14 protein-coding genes are annotated in these 18,045 nt (G+C 67.3%); 8 read left to right on the forward strand and 6 right to left on the reverse strand.

Annotation, left to right across the window (positions count from 1 at the left end):
* Positions 1-166: 166 nt before the first annotated feature.
* On the reverse strand, positions 167-649 hold the full coding sequence (locus tag BCEP18194_RS31330; RefSeq protein ID WP_011355315.1) for an Lrp/AsnC family transcriptional regulator: 483 nt from the start codon (positions 647-649) through the stop codon (positions 167-169).
* A gap of 285 nt (positions 650-934) precedes the next feature.
* On the opposite strand from BCEP18194_RS31330, the gene BCEP18194_RS31335 reads away from it, so the two are divergent.
* The 3 genes from BCEP18194_RS31335 to BCEP18194_RS31345 all read left to right on the forward strand — a co-directional run bounded on the left by BCEP18194_RS31335 (position 935) and on the right by BCEP18194_RS31345 (position 3,372).
* Positions 935-1,573 (forward strand): LysE family translocator, encoded by a 639-nt coding sequence (locus tag BCEP18194_RS31335; protein ID WP_041493317.1) that lies wholly within the window; start codon positions 935-937, stop codon positions 1,571-1,573.
* A 122-nt stretch (positions 1,574-1,695) separates the two neighbouring features.
* On the forward strand, positions 1,696-2,871 hold the full coding sequence (gene kch / locus BCEP18194_RS31340) for a voltage-gated potassium channel protein (RefSeq protein WP_011355317.1): 1,176 nt from the start codon (positions 1,696-1,698) through the stop codon (positions 2,869-2,871).
* A gap of 69 nt (positions 2,872-2,940) precedes the next feature.
* A complete protein-coding gene (locus BCEP18194_RS31345) occupies positions 2,941-3,372 on the forward strand; it encodes a YqaA family protein (protein WP_011355318.1) in 432 nt (143 codons plus the stop codon).
* 51 nt (positions 3,373-3,423) lie between these two features.
* On the opposite strand, the gene BCEP18194_RS31350 is transcribed toward BCEP18194_RS31345, so the two are convergent.
* From BCEP18194_RS31350 to BCEP18194_RS31365, 4 genes are read right to left on the reverse strand one after another with little or no spacing between them, the layout of a single operon-like run.
* Entirely contained in the window at positions 3,424-4,890 is a 1,467-nt protein-coding gene (locus tag BCEP18194_RS31350) for an MFS transporter (RefSeq protein WP_011355319.1), read from the reverse strand.
* A gap of 40 nt (positions 4,891-4,930) precedes the next feature.
* Positions 4,931-5,953: a cyclase family protein gene (locus BCEP18194_RS31355; RefSeq protein ID WP_011355320.1), complete on the reverse strand. Its 1,023-nt coding sequence runs from the start codon at positions 5,951-5,953 to the stop codon at positions 4,931-4,933.
* Positions 5,954-6,012: 59 nt separating this feature from the next.
* Positions 6,013-7,290, reverse strand: coding sequence for a CaiB/BaiF CoA transferase family protein (locus BCEP18194_RS31360; protein ID WP_011355321.1), 1,278 nt, complete (start codon positions 7,288-7,290; stop codon positions 6,013-6,015).
* Between the two features lie 18 nt (positions 7,291-7,308).
* Positions 7,309-8,058, reverse strand: a complete 750-nt coding sequence (locus BCEP18194_RS31365) for an IclR family transcriptional regulator (protein WP_011355322.1) — start codon at positions 8,056-8,058, stop codon at positions 7,309-7,311.
* 222 nt (positions 8,059-8,280) lie between these two features.
* Between BCEP18194_RS31365 and BCEP18194_RS31370 the strand changes: the two genes are divergently transcribed.
* The 3 genes from BCEP18194_RS31370 (at position 8,281) to BCEP18194_RS31380 (ending at position 11,944) form a co-directional block, all read left to right on the forward strand.
* Entirely contained in the window at positions 8,281-9,195 is a 915-nt protein-coding gene (locus BCEP18194_RS31370; RefSeq protein ID WP_011355323.1) for an HpcH/HpaI aldolase/citrate lyase family protein, read from the forward strand.
* A gap of 159 nt (positions 9,196-9,354) precedes the next feature.
* Positions 9,355-10,428, forward strand: a complete 1,074-nt coding sequence (locus tag BCEP18194_RS31375; protein WP_011355324.1) for a porin — start codon at positions 9,355-9,357, stop codon at positions 10,426-10,428.
* A 58-nt stretch (positions 10,429-10,486) separates the two neighbouring features.
* Complete coding sequence (locus tag BCEP18194_RS31380) at positions 10,487-11,944, forward strand: MmgE/PrpD family protein (RefSeq protein ID WP_041493589.1); 1,458 nt, start codon at positions 10,487-10,489, stop codon at positions 11,942-11,944.
* 67 nt (positions 11,945-12,011) lie between these two features.
* Here the strand turns inward: BCEP18194_RS31380 and BCEP18194_RS31385 are convergent, their stop codons facing one another.
* Positions 12,012-13,682 carry an acyl-CoA synthetase gene (locus BCEP18194_RS31385; protein ID WP_011355326.1) on the reverse strand — a complete coding sequence of 557 codons (1,671 nt, stop codon included), beginning with the start codon at positions 13,680-13,682 and terminating at the stop codon, positions 12,012-12,014.
* A 168-nt stretch (positions 13,683-13,850) separates the two neighbouring features.
* Between BCEP18194_RS31385 and BCEP18194_RS31390 the strand changes: the two genes are divergently transcribed.
* Positions 13,851-14,606 (forward strand): Crp/Fnr family transcriptional regulator, encoded by a 756-nt coding sequence (locus BCEP18194_RS31390; protein ID WP_011355327.1) that lies wholly within the window; start codon positions 13,851-13,853, stop codon positions 14,604-14,606.
* Positions 14,607-14,870: 264 nt separating this feature from the next.
* Complete coding sequence (locus tag BCEP18194_RS31395; protein ID WP_011355328.1) at positions 14,871-18,038, forward strand: efflux RND transporter permease subunit; 3,168 nt, start codon at positions 14,871-14,873, stop codon at positions 18,036-18,038.
* The last annotated feature ends 7 nt before the right edge of the window (positions 18,039-18,045 follow it).

Genomic DNA, 18,045 nt, shown 5'->3' on the forward strand with positions numbered 1-18,045 from the left:
GCGCGGGTACACCGGATCGTCGCGGACGGAAGATTCATCCTCGTTTCCGGCCGAGGCGCCGGACCGCGCCGTACCCCTTCTCCCCCCACCCGATTGCCGGCTGTCGCCGCGCAAACGTGCAGCCACATGCGCCGCCGTTTCAACGACGGCCGCATGCTCATCCCCCTCACACCTGAATCGACGGCACGTCCTTCATGCAGCGCAGCGCGAACATCGAGCGGCTGTGACGGATGCTCGAAATCTTGTACAGCTTTTCGCGCAGGAACCGCTCGTAGCCAGCCGTGCCGTCCACCGCGACCTTGATCCAGTAGTCGTACTCGCCCGACACGAGATAGGCCTCGAGCACCTCGGGCAGTGCGGCGAGTTCCTCGCCGAAGCGCGCGAGCGCGTCGTCCTCGTGACGATCGAGCGTGACTTCGAGGATCACGATGTCCGCATAGCCCAGCTTCCGCTGATTGACGAGCGCGACGTAACCGTCGATGTAGCCGTCCACCTCGAGCTGCCGCGTGCGGTTCCAGCATGCGGTGGTCGACATGCCGATCTGTTCGGCCAGTTCGGCGTTCGACAGGCGCGCATTTTTCTGCAGTGCGCCGAGGATCTTGCGGTCCTGACTGTCGAGCGTTTTCGGCGAGCGTTCACGTGCGGCCATGGCAGGAAGAATCTTCTACTGAAAACCGGGATTCTATCTGAACGACATTCCGGATTTGTGTCGGTTTGTGTGGAAAAGCGGAAGCCTTTTAATCCGGCCCCTTGATATATTTTTACCCATGCCTGCTGTCCGGCACGCTCCCCGCGACAACCCCTTCGCACCGGGACGCATGGCCGCAATCACGAGTTGCGGTGCCGGCCAGCAGGCATGCGATTCCTCGCCGCCCGCGCGCCTATCCGGCCGCGCGGCTTCGGCGCCCGTGTTCCTGTTCCTGCCCTACCCGTCATGTCGTTCAGGCTTTACCTCTCGTTTCTCGCTGCTTCCGCCGTTCTCGTCTACGCCCCCGGCCCCGTCAACCTTCTCACCATGAACCAGGCGCTACGCGCCGGCTGGCGCCGCGCGCTGCCGTGCGTCTGGGGCGGCACGCTCGCCGTGCTGCTGCAACTCGCGCTGACCGCGCTGTGCCTGAATTCGCTCGTGCATCTCGACGAGCGCGCGCTGACCGTGCTGCGCTGGGCCGGCGCGGCCTACCTCGTCTGGCTCGGCTGCAAGCAATGGCTCAGCCGTACGCCGGCCGGCGCCCCCGCCGCCTCGGCCGGGCCGGCAACGGAGGAGACCGACACGCACCGTGCGCTGTTCTGGCGCGGCCTCGCGACCTCGGGCCTCAATCCGAAGACGCTGCTGTTCTTCCCGTCGTTCTTTCCGCAGTTCATCAGCCCGAGCGGCGACTGGAGCCTGAACCAGCAGTACCTGCTGCTCGCGACGACGTTCGCGGTGCTGTTCGCCGGCGGTGTCGCATCGATGGCGCTGTTCTCGCACCGGCTGAGCCGCGCGCTGCAGCGGCCCGCACGGATGCGCGCGATGAATCGCGTCACGGGTGGGCTGCTCGTCGGGATGGGCGCGATCATGGTCGGCTGGAACTGACAACGACCGGGCGGCGGGCGTCATCGCGGCCGCCGCCAAAGTGCGTCGAAAAAGCAGCCGATTGCCGAATGCTTTAGGGTAGCGGCTGTTTCGTTGGACATGCCCGCCAGCCGGGCGACTGGATGAAGCCCCTCACACCCCGCCTGCGGCGCCTGTTCGCGCCGGTCGGCCTGCACTGGTATCTCGCTCTCCTCCTCGCGCTCGACGCGCTCATGGTGCTGCGCCCCGTCGTCGAGCATGCCAGGCTCGGCGTGCATCACGCATGGCTCTCCGATGCACTGAACCTCATCGACAACGCCGGGCTCGTCGTGTTGCCGCAAGTGATCGTCGCGGCCGGCCTCGCGACGATGGCCATCGGCATCGTGCTGCGCGCCCGCGTCGCGTGGGTGCTGTCGATCCTGCTGCTGGTCGCCGCTGCCGCGATCAGCGTGCTCGGCGGCTATCGCAGCCACGCCGTGTTCGTTTACACGGCCGTGCTGGCCGTCGCGCTGCTGTACTACTGGCGGCACTTCGACCGCGCGAGCGTTGCCGCGAGCAGCCTGTTCGCGTTGCTGAGCATCGTGTCGCTGCTGATCTACGCGACCTTCGGCGTGCTGTATCTCGGCGACGAATTCACGCCGCCCGTCCACGATCTCGCCACGGCCGTCTATTTTTCGATCGTGTCGATGTCGACGGTAGGCTACGGCGACATCGTTCCGCACGCGCCAACCGCGCGCCTGTTCACCGCTTCGGTGATCGTGCTCGGCATCACGGTGTTCGCGACGTCGATCAGCGCGGTCGTCGGCCCCGTGATCGGCGGCAATCTGAAACGCATCGTCAAGGGAGGCATTTCGAACGTGATTCGCAAGCACCATTACCTGATCGTCGGCGCGACACCCGTCGCACATGCGGTGCACGACGGGCTGCGCAAGCGCGGCTACGCGGTGACCGTCGTCGTGCCGGCCGGCGTCGAGCACAACTATCCGGCCACGACCGACCTGATCGTCGGCGATGCGACCGACCACGCGGTGCTGGAAAGCGCCGGCGCGGCGACCGCGCGTGCGGTGCTCGCGCTGCGCTCCGACGACGCCGAGAACGCCTTCATCATCCTCGCGATCCGCGAGATCGCACCGTCGGTGCGCACGGTCGCGCTCGTGAACCACCAGCGCAACCTCGAACGGCTGCGCCTCCTGAAGCCCGACATGGTGTTCTCGCCGCAGCAGCTCGCGGGCGAACTGCTGGCCAGCACGCTCAACGACGAACCCGTCGACAAGTCGTTGATCTCGCACCTGCTGTTCGGCACGGCCGACGCCGCTTGAATGCCTGAACTCATGATCGTGTGACCCTGTGCCCCACGGCGGCCGGCGCGCGCCCGGTACAATCGCGCGATGTCCGAATTGCTCACTTACGGCGGCCTGTTCGCCGTGTCGATGGTCGCCGCGACCCTGTTTCCGCTCCAGTCCGAAGCCGTGCTCGCCGGCTTGCTGCTCGCCGGGCGCGAACCCGTGTGGGCGCTGGTGCTCGTCGCGAGCATCGGCAACGTGGCCGGCTCCGTGATCAACTGGGCGCTCGGGCGCGGCATCGAGCACTTCCGCGAGCGCCGCTGGTTTCCTGTCAAGCCCGCCGCGCTCGCGCGCGCCGAACGCTGGTATGCGCGTTACGGCCGCTGGTCGCTGCTGCTGAGCTGGGCGCCCGTGATCGGCGATCCGCTGACGATGATCGCCGGCGTGCTGCGCGAGCCGCTGCCGACGTTCCTCGCGATCGTCACCGTCGCGAAGGTCGCGCGATATCTCGTGATCGCGTGGCTCGTTCCGGGCTGAACCGGCATCGCCAAACCCGACACGTGCCGCCCGGCAACCGCCGTGCCCGCACTACCGCTGCCTCGCGCGCACCGCCGGGCCGCGATACCGGTCCGACGCAGCGGACGAGCCCCCTGCGTCTTGTCGCGCCGCGTTCGGCGCCGCGATCTCGTCAAGCGAGCGGCGATTGGTGCGCGGGCCGAATAACCCGATCGACAGCATCACGACCAGCATGCTTGCGCCGATCAGTACGAACACCGCCGGCACGCCGAGATGCGCGAGGATGAGCGCGATCAGGTAGCTGCTCGCCACGCCGGTCAGCCGGCCGAACGAGTGTACGAACCCCAGCGCGCGGCTGCGGATCGCCGTCGGGAAGACCTCGGCCTGATAGGCGGTCGCATTGCTCGCAAGCGTCGTGTTGCAAAACGTGATCAGGATGCCGAACAGGATCACGGCGGCCGCCGACGACGACATCGCGAATGCCGTCCCGAACAACGCCACGCCGAACGCCGTCGCCACGATGAGCCACTTGCGCTCGACGCGATCGGAGAGCAGCCCTGCCGCGAGCGGTGAGAGCGGATACGCAAACGCGATCAGGAACGCATAGAGCAGGCTCTGCGTCACGGGCGTGCCCCGCGCGGCCAGCAGGCTCGGCAGCCATTGGCTGAACCCGAAGAAGCCGATGCTCAGGCACGCGTTGAACGCGATCAGCATCAGCGTCCGGCCGCGCAAACCGGCATCCCACATCGACACGGTGCGCACGGCCAGCGCGTCGCCCGTCACGACGGCGGGCACGTCAGGCAGCGGCCCGCCGTGCTCGCGCGCAACGCGCGCCTCGATCTTGCCCAGCACCGCTTCGGCTTCGTCCACTCGGCCGCGCATCGCGAGCCAGCGCGGCGACTCCGGAATCCGCGATTGCAGCCACCAGACGATGACCGCGCCGCTGCCGCCCGCCAGAATCACCCATCGCCAGCCAGAGATACCGAGCGGCGCGCGCGGGATCAGCAGCCACGACGCAAGCGCGAGCACCGGCATCGCCAGATAGCCGACAGCGAAACATACGGCGAACGCACGGCCGCGCATGCCCTTCGGCACGAGTTCCGTGAGATACGCACCGATGGTGATCAGTTCGGCACCCACGCCGATGCCCGCGACCAGCCGGCACAGGTGAATACCGACCGCCGTCTGCTGCACGCACATCGCCAGACTGGCAAGCGTATAGAGCAGCAGCGAGCCGGTGAAGACGGCGCGCCGTCCGAAACGATCGGCCAGCCGCGCCACGCCGATTTCGCCGATGAACAGGCCGACGAACGTCGCGGCGCCGAGCGTCGCCTGGTCGGACAGGCCGAACATGCCTTTCGCGCCGACATGAAAAATCCCGTCGGTGACGAGCCCGGCCGGCAGGTACGTCATCTGGAACAGGTCGTAGACCTCGAAGAAACCGCCGACGCTCAGCATCAGCACGAGGCTCCAGATGCTGGCTGTCGGCGGCAGGCGGTCGATGCGCGCCGTCACGGCAAGCGCGGTTGAGTTGGACATGCTGCTGTCTCCGGAAAGAAATGCGGGTGTCGTGCCGCGTTCAGACGGTCGCGACCGGATTGACCGGCGAGCCGACGAGGCCGCGCAGGTGCAGCGGCGGCGCCGTCAACAGGAAGCGATTGCGCTGGTGCTCGCGCAGCCAGCGCGCGAGCGGCGTGAGATGCCACAGCTCGCCGAGATGGATGCCGAGCTTGAAGAGGCACAGTGCGTGCAGCGGCATCAACGGCCCCCTTTCGGTGCGCGGCAGGGGCGCACGCGGACGCTCTTCGACCGCGTGGTTGTCCGCGACCAGGGCGGCGAGCCCGGACTCGTCGATCCATTCGAGCAGGCGCGGATCGTCGCCGTCGAGCACGCAGCAGGTGGCGTGCACGTCCAGCGGGTGACCGGGCAATTCGGCTTCGAGCAGCCGGTCGGCAAAGCCGGTATGCAGGCAGACGATGTCGCCGCGCTCGACGACCACGTTGTCGGCCCACATCACCGCCATGAGATCCGCATAGCCGACCTTGCGGCGCGCATCGCCGAAATGATGCCGCAGGTCGATCATCACGCCGCGCCCCTGCACACCGCTCGCCGCCATGTGCTCGATGCCGAGCGCGCGGGCGCCGCCCACCTGTGCGCCGACTTCGGGTACCCGCACGTGTTCGCCCATCCGGTAGCCGTTGTAGAACACGGCTTCCGCGTCGCCGTCGCCATCCGCGTCGAACAGTCCGCCGACGTGCGACAGCGCATCCCATTGGGTCGAAAACTGCGAGTGCAGGCAGAACGCGTCGTCACATACGACGTCCGTCGCATGCGCGACCTGCTCCTCCGCGCGATAGCCGAAGTACGGCTTGTCGTGCATCAGCGCGGGCATGATCGCGGGCGGCCGCCGCCGCGCGTTGAGCCCGCCGCCATGAGGCACGTCGAGCGGCAGGCTGAGCGAAAACACGCGCCCTTCGCGCACCTCGCGCACGCCCTCCAGCGTCTTCTGCGGCGTGAGCCAGTTGAGGCGACCTTTCTGGTCGTCGTCGCCAAAATCGCCCCAGTTCGAGCCGGGGGGCCGGTGCTTCCAGCGCGGATTCATTTTGAAGGTCTCCTGAATTATCTGTATCGCAGGCCGCGGATGCGCGTACCCGTCAGTCGTTACCCGTGACAGATCACCCCGCGTTCGGCGAGGCGTGCGAACTCGAGCTCGCCGAGCAGCGGCACGAGGATCTCGCGGTTGTTTTCCCCGAGCCGCGGCGCCGGGCGCCGGAACGTGCCCGGCGTATGCGAGAAGCGCGGCGCGATGTTGTGCATCGGCAGCGTGCCGACGTCTTCATCCGGCACGTTCACCAGTGCCTCCCGCTCTATCACATAGTGGTCCTGAACAACCTGGCTAACATCATGGATCGGGCCGGCCGTGACGCCCGTCTCCTCGAAGAAGGCGAGATTGTCGGCCAGATCGCGCGCCGCGACGAAACCGCCGACGATCTCGTCGAGCTGCTGCGCATGCTGCACGCGCAGCACATTGGTGCGATAGCGCGGATCGTCCACGAGATCGGGCCGCCCGATCGCGCAAAACAGGCGCTCCGCCATCGTCTGCGTCGAGCTCGACAGGCACAGCCAGCGGTCGTCGCGCGTGCGATAGGCGTTGCGCGGCGCCGTGTTGGTGGAGCGGCTGCCCGTGCGCGGCTTGACCTTGCCGGTCATCGCATAGTTCGCCGCGGACGGCCCGAGAATCGACAGCAGCGGCTCGAACAACGATACGTCGATCACCTGGCCCGGCGCGTCGTTCGCGTCGCGCGCCCATAACCCGACCATCACGGCAATCGCGCCCGACAGGCCGGCCGTCATGTCGCCGAGAAACATCGGCGGCAGCACCGGCTCGCGGTCGGCGAAGCCGTTGATCGCCGCGAAGCCCGAGTAACCTTCCGCGAGTGTGCCGAAGCCGGGCTTGTGACGATACGGCCCCGTCTGCCCCCATCCGGAAATGCGCGCGATCACGAGCTTCGGGCGGACCGCCAGCAGCACGTCGGGGCCGAGGCCCATCTGCTCGAGCACGCCGGGCTTGAAGCTCTCGATGAACACGTCTGCGTCGCGCACCAGCGCCAGCACGACGTCGATACCTTCGGGCGTGCGCAGATCGATGCACACGCTGCGCTTGTTGCGCCCGTACACCTTCCAGTTCGTGCTGATACCGCCTGCGCCGACCGCACGCAGCGTATCGCCCTGCTCCGGCTCGACCTTGATGACGTCCGCACCGAAATCCGCGAGCTGCACGCTCAGCATGTTGCCGGCCATCAGCCGCGACAGGTCGACCACGCGCACGCCCGACAACGGGCCGGCGGCGTCCGCGTCGAACTGGCGGCCGTGGAGCGGCCCGATACGGCCCGCATGACTGGCGCTTTCGGTTCCGGCTTGCGCCAAGGGTTCCGACATGACGATTCTCCTGGTGGATTAATCCTGCAGTTCGCCCTGCGGGCCGATTGCCGCGGGCACGCTGCCCGACACCGGCAGATCGCCGCCCAGCGTATGGGTCAGTTCGCTCGCTGCGGCCTGCACGCGCGGCAGGTAGTCGGCAAGCACCTTCTTGTTGAAGCGATAGCGCGGCACGCCCAGCGAAATCGCGCCGGCGAGCGAGCGGCCCACCCCGAACACCGGACAGGCGATCGCCGCACTCTCCGGGTCGCGTTCCGCGATCGACACCGCGTAGCCCTGCTCGGCGATCTTGTCGTAATCGCCGCCACGCGTGCCGGAGAACGCGAGCAGGATCCGACCGGCCGCCCCGGCCTCGAGCGGGAAGCGGTCGCCTTCGCGCACGTTGGTGTGAACGGCACGCTGTGCATACGCGCGAAACAGGCATACACGCTCGTCGCCATCGCGCACATAGAACGCCGAGGTTTCGGCGGTTTCCTCCGACAGCCGCGCCAGCAACGGCACCGCGTGCTCGCGCAGCTGGAACGACTCGCGATACATCATGCCGAGATGGAACGTGGCCGGCCCGAGCACGTAGCGGCCGTCGGGCATGCGCTTGACGAACTGGAACATCTCGAGCGATTCGAACAGGCGCAGCAGCGTGCTCATGTTGAGCCCCGTCGCCTCGCTGACCTGCGCGAGCATCAACCCGTTCGGCGCATCGCCGAACGCCAGGAGCGCCGACAACGCACGATTGACGGCCGATACGCCGCCATCTGCCTGAGCATTCATCACTACCTCGTCAAGAAAAACCGGGCCGGACGGCACCGGAGTGCATTCGCACAAAAACAAAAGTGACTTTCATTTTTATGGATGCGATTCATCCTGTCAACAGGGAATGAGATCGACCGCGCTCCACGATCTCACGCAACCCCTTTATCTGCGCGGGTAAACCTCGATATTGACGAACCTTCAAGATCCGCACAAAAATGAAAGTGACTTTCATTTTTACGGATGACCATGAATAACCTCCTCTGCAATGCCCCCGGCTGGCGCTCGCTGCTGTACGTGCCGGCCCACGTCCCGCGATTCGTCGCCAAGGCCGCCGCGTGCGGCGCCGACGCGTTGCTGCTGGACCTCGAAGACAGCGTGCCGGCCGACCGGAAGGCGATCGCACGCGACGCGCTGGCGGCAGCCGTGCCGCATCTGAAGGCGACGGGCAGCGACGTGCTGGTCCGGATCAACGCTTCGCTGCAATGGCTGGTGCCCGACCTGCGCGCGGCGGTTGCCGCGGGGGCCGGCGGTGTCGCGATCCCGAAAGTCCTCGGCGCGTCGCACCTCGAGGCGATCGACGCGCTGCTCGGCGAACTGGAGGACGAACATGGCGTCGCGCACGGCTCGACCCGCGTGATCGCGATGATCGAGACACCCGGCGCGTTCGAGGCGAGAGCACGAATTGCCCGTGCGTCGCCGCGCATCGCGGCGCTGATGCTCGGCGGCGGCGATTTCGCGCTGCACTGCGAGAGCGACGCGAGCGCGGACGTGCTGAACGTGCCCAAGCAACTGCTGGTCATCGCGGCACGCGCGGCCGGCGTGCTGCCGCTCGGCCTCGCCGGCACGCCCGACTCGCTCGACGATCTCGATGGGTTCGCGCGGATGGCACGACGCTCGAAGGCGATGGGCTTCGCCGGCGCGACCTGCATCCATCCCGCGCAGGTGCCGATCCTGAACCGCGCATTCGCGCCGACGGACGACGAAATTCAGGCCGCGCAGACGCTGATCGACGCGTACGAAGCCGCGTGCACGGACGGGCGCGGCGCGCTGCGCGTCGGCGGAAAGATGATCGACGCGCCGGTAGTCGAGCGCGCACGACGTGTGCTCGCGCGGCGCCAGGCGCAGCCGGGCCGCACGCAGGACGGGCCCCGCTAGCGCCCGTTCACGCGCGCGACGTGCTGGCGAACGTGCGTCGCCGGCCGCAACGCGGCGGCACTCGTCGCCGCTCCGGACGGCGCGTCGCGCGTATCGCACGCCGGCCGTCCCGTCGATTCGCATGACTGACACAACAACATCAAAAAACAGGAGACAACGATGAAGAAGAAGCTGTTCGCCTTGTGCGGCCTCGGGGTGGCCTCCGCCACCGCGAGCGCCCAGGGCAGCCTGACGCTGTACGGCGTCGCCGACATCTACCTCGAGACCCTCACGCACCAGAACGCCGCCACGCCGGGCGGCTCCGGGTCGCTCGTGCGGATGGGTTCGGGCGGCAAAAGCGGCTCCCGCTGGGGCATCAAGGGTTCGGAAGCGCTCGGTGGCGGCTGGCAGGCCGTGTTCCGGCTGGAAAGCGGAATCAACCTCAACAGCGGCACGAATTCCGGCGGATTCGATCGTTCCGCGTGGGTCGGTCTGCAAAACGACCGGTGGGGCACGCTGCGCCTCGGCCGCCAGTACACGACGCTGTTCGACGTGATGGAGCACTATTCGCCAACCATCGCGTACTCGACGATCTACGAGCCCGCCGGCGCGATCGTCGGCCTGAACTTCCGCGAGAACAACATGGCGAAGTACCGCGTGACCTTCGGGCCGGTTGCGATCCAGGCGCACTATTCGTTCGGCGGCACGCCGGGATCGTTTCGCAGCGGCGCGGCCTCGGGGATCGGCTTCGAATACACGGGGGCGGCGTTGTCGGTGGCCGCCGCCTACGACAACGTCAACGGCACGCAGCCCGCCGACATCACCCATTTCCGGCGTTATGCGGCCTCCGCGATCTACACGGTGGGCGCGGCGCAACTGATCGCGGGCTTCGCCCATGCGAACGGCAGTGTGACCACGCCCGGCGTGGTCACACGCTTCAACTTCTACTGGCTCGGCACGCGTTACCAGGTCTCGCCCGTGCTGCAGGTGATCGGCGCGTTCTATTACGAGGACATCGGCAAGCAGAATCCCGCGGCCGGCCAGTCGGCGCCGGATCCCGACAACCCGAAGCAGATCACGGTGCAATTCAACTACGCGCTGTCGAAAGCCACCACGCTCTATCTGACCAGCGGCTACGCATGGCGCGCCGCGCTCGATTTCGACAACTACAACTACCGCATCCTCAACTATTCGCTCGCCAGCAACCGCAGCAGCTCGCTCGGCATCGCCATCGGCATGCGCAAGCTGTTCTAGCGCGCTGCCCGGCTGCCACGTACACGCTTTTCGACCCATTTTCCCGATGACCCAGAACATGAATCGACGCCACTTCCTGTCCACCCTGACCAGCGCCGCCGTCGCGGGCGCCCTGCCGTTGCGCACGCTTGCACAGACGCCCGCATCGCCCGTCAATCTCGCCCATCAACTGGCCGACTACGCCGCCTCGCTGCGCTACGAGGATCTCGACGCGGCAACGGTCGAGACCGTCAAGGCGCATTTCATCGACGCACTCGGCTGCGCGATCGCCGCCCACGACGAAGCACCGGTCCGCATCGCCCGACAGGTTGCGCTCGCAACGGGCGGCGGCACATCGACGCTGCTCGGCACCGCGCAACGCACGACGCCCGATCTGGCCGCCTTCGCCAACGGCGCCGCGCTGCGCTACTTCGACCTCAACGATGCGTACGCGGGCAAGGAAACCGGCCACCCGAGCGACAACGTCGCGCCGTGCCTCGCCGTGGCCGAAGCGCAGCGCGGCAGCGGCCGCGACCTGATCCTCGCGATCGCGCTGGCTTACGAGATCAATTGCCGCCTGATGGACGCGGCCGCGATCAGCCCGCGCGGCTGGGACCATACGTGCTACAGCCTGCCGGCCGTCGCACTCGCGACCGGCCGGCTGATGTCGTTGCCCCGCGCGCAGCTCGTGCAGGCCGTGAATCTGGCGATCAACGGGCACATGGCGCTCAACCAGACGCGCATCCAGGAGCTGTCGAACTGGAAAGCGCTGGCCGATGCGGACGCCGCGCGCAACGCGATCTTCGCAACGCGCCTGGCACGTGAGGGATTGACCGGCCCGTCACCGATCTTCGAGGGCAACGCCGGCTTCTTCCGGCAGATCTCGGGCGCATTCGACGTCGACCTCGCGCAGTTCGGCGGGCGCGGCGGACGTTTCCGCATCAACGACTGCATCGTGAAGTACTACCCGGCGCAGGGGCTCACGCAGACGTCGATTCCGGCGGCGATCGACGTCGCCGCGCAAGTCGGCGACCTCGGGCGGATCCGCAGCATCGAGATCGCGACGACGCAGGTCGGCTACGTCACGGCCGGCAAGGACCGGCAGAAATGGGCGCCCGAGACCAGCGAGACAGCCGATCACAGCCTGCCGTACGTCGTCGCGCGCGCCATGCTCGACGGCGACATCACGACGGCCAGCTATACCCTGGCGGCGCTGCGCGACCCGAAGCTGCGTGCGCTGATCGAGCGGGTCACGGTCGTGGAGGATCCGGAGTTGACGGCACGCTATCCGCAGTACGCGCCGAATCGCGTGACCGCCGTGACCGACGACGGCCGCAGGTTCACGCGCGAAGTCGACGACCTGCCTGGCTTCCCGCACCATCCGATGACGCGCGCGGATTTCGAGACCAAGTTCACGCGATGCGTCCGGCCGTACTGGAAGACGGCGCAAACGCGTCGCGCGCTCGACTGGCTGTGGCGTCTCGACGCGCAGCCGGACGTCTCGAAGCTGCCCGCGCTGATGACGATTCGCACTTGAACGATGGCGGCCCGGCGGCACCGCCGCCGGAGCGACGAAGCGCCACCGCCGGCCCGAATGCCGCGGCTTACTGCGCCTTCTTGCCCGGCACGTTGTCGCCTGCCAGATCGATCGCCTTGTCCGATCCGACCGCATTGCGCAGCTGGAATTTCTGGATCTTGCCGGTCGACGTCTTCGGCAGCTCGCCGAACCGCACGGCCTTCGGCACCTTGAAGCCCGCAAGCAGCGCCTTGCAATGCGCGACGATCTCCTCCTCGGTCACGCTTGCGCCTTCGCGCAGCTCGACGAACGCGCACGGCACCTCGCCCCACTTCGGATCGGGCATCGCGACGACCGCCGCCACCGCCACTGCCGGGTGCCGGTACAGCGCATCCTCGACCTCGATGCTCGAGATGTTCTCGCCACCCGAGATGATGATGTCCTTCTTGCGATCCTTGATCCGGATATAGCCGTCCGGCATCAGCACCGCGAGATCGCCGGTATGGAACCAGCCGCCGTGGAACGCCTCGTCGGTCGCCTTCGGGTTCTTCAGGTAACCCTTCATGCAGATGTTGCCGCGGAACATGATCTCGCCGAGCGTCTCGCCGTCGGCCGGCACCGGCGCCATCGTGTCGGGATCGAGCACCGTCGCGCCCGCTTCGAGGTGATAGCGCACGCCCTGGCGCGCATTGAGCCGCGCACGATCCTCGTCGCTCAGTTCTTCCCAGTGCGACTGCTTCGCGCAGACGGTCGCCGGGCCATACACCTCGGTCAGCCCGTACACGTGCAGCAGGTCGAAGCCGATTTCCTTCATCTTCGCGATCACGGCCGGCGCGGGCGCCGCGCCCGCGACCATCGCATGTACCGTGTGGTCGATGCCTTCACGGAATTCGGCCGGTGCGTTCGCGATCGCGCTCTGCACGATCGGCGCACCGCAGTAGTGCGTGATGCGTTCGCGACGGATCAGGTCGAACACCGTCTTCGCATCGAACTTGCGCAGGCAGACGTTCACGCCCGCGCGCGCCGCGACGGCCCACGGGAAGCACCAGCCGTTGCAGTGGAACATCGGCAGCGTCCACAGGTAGACGGCGTGCTTCGGCATGTCCCATTCGAGGATGTTGCTGATTGCCGCGAGATACGCGCCGCGATGGTGATAGACCACCCCCTTCGGGTCGCCGGTCGTGCCGGACGTATAGTTCAGCGCGATCGCCTCCCATTCGTCGGCGGGCGGCGTCCATGCGTAGCCGGCGTCGCCGCTTGCGACGAGCGCCTCGTAGTCGGTCGCGCCCGCGAAGCGCGCGGGATCGGCCGGCATCGCATCGGCCACGCTGACGATCTTCAGGCCCGGCACCTCGAGCGCCGCGCGATGCGCGAACTCCGCATACTCGGTGTCGACGATCAGCACCTTCGCCTCGCCATGACGCAGCATGAACAGCACCGACGACACGTCGAGCCGCGTGTTGATCGTGTTCAGCACCGCGCCGGCCATCGGCACGCCGAAGTGCGCCTCGACCATCGCCGGGATGTTCGGCAGCATCGCCGCGACCGTGTCGCCACGTTCGATGCCGAGCCGCGCGAGCGCGCTCGCCAGTTGCTTCGCGCGCGTGCAGGTCTCGCCCCAAGTGCGCCGCACGTCGCCGTGTACGATCGCAAGGCGATCGCCATAGACTTCGGCCGTCCTGACCAGGAAGTCGATCGGGGTGAGCGGCACGTAATTCGCGTCGCGGCGGCCGAGTCCGGCCTCGAACATCTGCGTCATGATCCTGTCTCCCGTGTCCTGTCGACCGGGGCGCATCCACCCCGGATCGTTTTGATGTGGTTCAATTGCCGACAGCCTAACGGGCGCTATTGTGAGCCGTCTGTCATCGAAACGACAGAGTGCCTTTCACGCGCTGCGCGTTATCCCTATCCTCGCAAACCCGCACCCATGCACGACCCACTCGCTGCCCCGCCCGACGCGCCCGCCAACACGGCCGACGCGCCCTCCGAACCGGGCCCGCTGCCGCCGCTTGCCACGCTGTTCGGCCAGTGCGCCTGGTTCCGCACGCTCGCGCCCGAGCACCAGGCGCTCGTGCTCGCGCAGTCGCGCGTCGAGCAGTGCGAGGCCGGCGACGTGATCGCCCATCGGCTCGCGCCGTCGGAATACTGGATCGGCGTGCACCGCGGGCTGCTGAAGCTCGCGATCTTCAATGCGTCGGGGCGCGGCTGCACGTTCTCCGGCGTGCCGTCGGGCGGCTGGTTCGGCGAAGGCAGCGTGATCAAGCGCGAGCTGCGCAAGTACGAGGTCGTCGCGATCCAGCGCTCGACCGTGCTGTTCGTGCCGGTCGACACGTTCCATGCGCTGCTCGACACGAGCCTGCCGTTCACGCGCTTCGTGATCCACCAGTTGAACAACCGGATGGGCGAATTCATCGCGTCGATCCAGAACAGCCGGCTGCTCGACGTCGATGCGCGCGTCGCGCAGGCGCTCACGCAGCTTTTCAACCCCGACCTGTACCCGGACACCGGCCCGTCGCTGTCGATTTCGCAGGAGGAACTGGGGATGCTCGTCGGCGTGTCGCGGCAGCGGATCAACCAGGCGCTGCAGCAGCTCGAGAAGCTCGGCGCGCTGCGGCTCGCGTACAACCAGATCGATGTGGTCGATCTCGGTGCGCTCGCGCGTGTCGGGATGGAGCAGATCTGAGCGCGGACCGATGAACGGAATCGCCACCGAAGCGGCATGCCCGTCCGATATCGCGGCCGATACCGCTGCCGAAATCGCGGCCGATACCGCTGCCGTTTTCCGGCCGTCGCGCCGCGCTGCGTTTCCTCTGCTGAATCGGCGATCGGCCGCCGCCCCCCAACCTGACAATTCCGCCAGTTTCGCGACAGTAACCCGTTCCACGCCGACGCCTATCATTCGGGTTCCATTTACCCACGCCTGATCACCGCCTGTCCCGCTGCCTCCATGTGGATCGTCAATCTCGCGCTCAAGCGCCCCTACACGTTCATCGTGATGGCCATCATGATCGTGCTGGCCACCCCGCTTGCGCTGATGCGCACGCCGGTCGACGTGCTGCCCGCGATCAACATTCCCGTGATCAGCGTCATCTGGAATTACAGCGGCTTCTCCGCGACCGAGATGACGAACCGCATCACGTCCGTGCATGAGCGGATCCTGACGACGACCGTCAACAACATCCAGCACGTCGAATCGACGTCGCTGCCCGGCATCGCGGTCGTGAAGGTGTTCCTGCAACCGGGCGCGAACGTGCAGACGGCGATCGCGCAGACGGTCTCGTCCGCGCAAGCGATCGTGCGGCAGATGCCTCAGGGCGCGACACCGCCGCTCGTGATCACCTATTCGGCGTCGAGCATCCCGGTGATCCAGCTCGGGCTGTCGAGCAAGACGCTCAGCGAACAGTCGCTCGCCGACATCGCGCTCAACTTCCTGCGTCCGCAGCTGATCACGGTGCCGGGCGTGCAGATCCCGTTCCCGTACGGCGGCCGCACGCGCGTGGTCGCGATCGACCTCGATCCGCAGGCGCTGCTCGCGAAAGGGCTCACCCCCGCCGACATCGTCAACGCGGTCAACGCGCAGAACCTCGTGCTGCCGACCGGCACCGCGAAGATGGGCCAGACCGAATACCGGATCGACACGAACGCGTCGGCCGACACCATCGCCGACATCAGCAGCCTGCCGATCCAGACCGTCAACGGTGCGACGACCTACCTGCGCGAGGTGGCATCGGTGCGCGACGGCTTCGCGCCGCAGACCAACGTCGTGCGCCAGAACGGCCAGCGCGGCGTGCTCATCTCGATCCTGAAAAGCGGCGACGCATCGACGCTCAAGGTCGTGGGGGACCTGAAGGCATTGCTGCCGAAGGTGATCCCGACGCTGCCCGAAGGGCTCACGATCACGCCGCTGTTCGACCAGTCGGTGTTCGTCAACGCGGCCGTCCAGGGCGTGATCCACGAGGCGCTGATCGCCGCCGTGCTGACCGCGATGATGATCCTGCTGTTCCTCGGCAACTGGCGCAGCACGCTGATCATCGCGATCTCGATCCCGCTGTCGATCTTCACGTCGCTGATCGCGCTTTCCGCGCTCGGCGAGACCATCAACATCATGACGCTCGGCGGGCTCGCGCTCGCGGTCGGGATCCTGGTGGACGATGCGACGGTGACGATCGAGAACATCGAGCGGCACCTGCATCTCGGCACGAACCTGCACGACGCGATCCTCGAAGGCGCGGGCGAAATCGCGGTGCCCGCGTTCGTGTCGACGCTGTGCATCTGTATCGTGTTCGTGCCGATGTTCTTCCTGACGGGCGTCGCGCGCTTCCTGTTCGTGCCGCTCGCGGAAGCGGTCGTGTTCGCGATGCTCGCGTCGTACGTGCTGTCGCGCACGCTGGTGCCGACGCTCGCGATGCTGCTGTTCCGCCCGCAGCAGGCGAGCACCGGCCCCGACCATGCGACGTCGCGCTTCGCGCGCATCCATCATGCGTTCAACGATGCGTTCGAGCGGCTGCGCGCGTGGTACATCGTGCTGCTCAGCATCCTGCTGGTACGCCGCCGCTTCTACGCGATGTGCTTCCTCGGCTTCTGTGTGCTGTCGACGGGCCTCGTGTTCGTGCTCGGCCGCGACTTCTTCCCGAATGCGGATTCCGGCAACATCCGGCTGCACATGCGTGCGCCGACCGGCTACCGGATCGAGGAAACCGCCCGCCTTGCCGACCAGGTCGAGCGCGTGATCCGCGAAACCGTGCCGCCGGACGAACTCGGCGCGATCGTCGACAACCTCGGCCTGCCGGCGAGCGGCATCAACCTGTCGTACAGCAACGCCGGCACGATCGGCACGCTCGACGGCGAGCTGCTGATCGCGCTGAAGCCCGGCCATCGCGCGACCCAGGACTACATTCACGCGCTGCGCACGGTGCTGCCCCAGCGCTTCCCGGGCGTCGAGTTCTTCTTCCAGCCGTCGGACATCATCACGCAGATCCTCAACTTCGGCCAACCGGCCGCGATCGACCTGCAGGTGCTCGGCAACGATCTCGCGAGTAACATGACTATCGCGAGCAGCCTGATGAAAAAGTTCAGGCAAATCCCCGGCGCCGTCGATGTGCACGTGCTGCAACGCAACGACGAGCCGACCCTGCTGGCCGACATGGACCGTACGCGCATGCAGCAGCTCAACCTCTCCGCGCAGAACGTCGCGCAGAACATGCTGATCTCGCTGTCCGGCAGTTCTCAGACCACGCCGTCGTTCTGGATCAACCCGCGCACCGGGGTCCAGTACCCGCTGCAGATCCAGACCCCGCAATACAGCATCTCGTCGGTCGACGACCTGCTCGGCACGCCGATCTCGGCAAGCGGTCGCACCGGCATGCCGCTGCAACTGCTCGGCAACCTCGTGCAGGTGCGCAGCACCGCGAACCCGGCCGTGATCACGCACTACAACATCCGCCCGGCGATCGACGTGTACGTGAGCGTCGAAGGCCGCGACCTCGGCGCGGTGGCCGGCGAGATCGACCGCATCGTGTCCGATGCGCGCGCCACGCTGCCGCGCGGCACCGAACTGACGATGCGCGGCCAGATCGAGACGATGCGCACGTCGTACCTCGGCCTCGGCGCGGGCGTCGCGATGGCGATCGTGCTGGTCTACCTGCTGATCGTCGTCAATTTCCAGTCGTGGCTCGACCCGCTGATCATCATCAGCGCGATGCCGGCCGCGCTCGCCGGCATCGTCTGGATGCTGTTCATCACCGGCACGCACCTGAGCGTGCCCGCGCTGACGGGCGCGATCATGACGGTGGGCGTCGCGACCGCGAACAGCATCCTGGTCGTGTCGTTCGCGCGCCAGCGCCTCGAGGCCGGCGCGCCGCCGCTCACGGCCGCACTGGAAGCCGGCGCGACGCGGATCCGGCCGGTGCTGATGACGGCGCTCGCGATGATCATCGGGATGGTGCCGATGGCGCTCGGTCTCGGCGAAGGCGCCGAGCAGAATGCGCCGCTCGGCCGCGCGGTGATCGGCGGGCTGCTGTTCGCGACCGTGTCGACCTTGCTGTTCGTGCCGCTCGTGTTCGGCGGTGTGCATGCGCGGCTGGCCCGCCGGCGTGCGCGCCAGGCCGGCCACTGATTTTCGT

The organism is Burkholderia lata (assembly GCF_000012945.1).
GTDB lineage: Bacteria > Pseudomonadota > Gammaproteobacteria > Burkholderiales > Burkholderiaceae > Burkholderia > Burkholderia lata.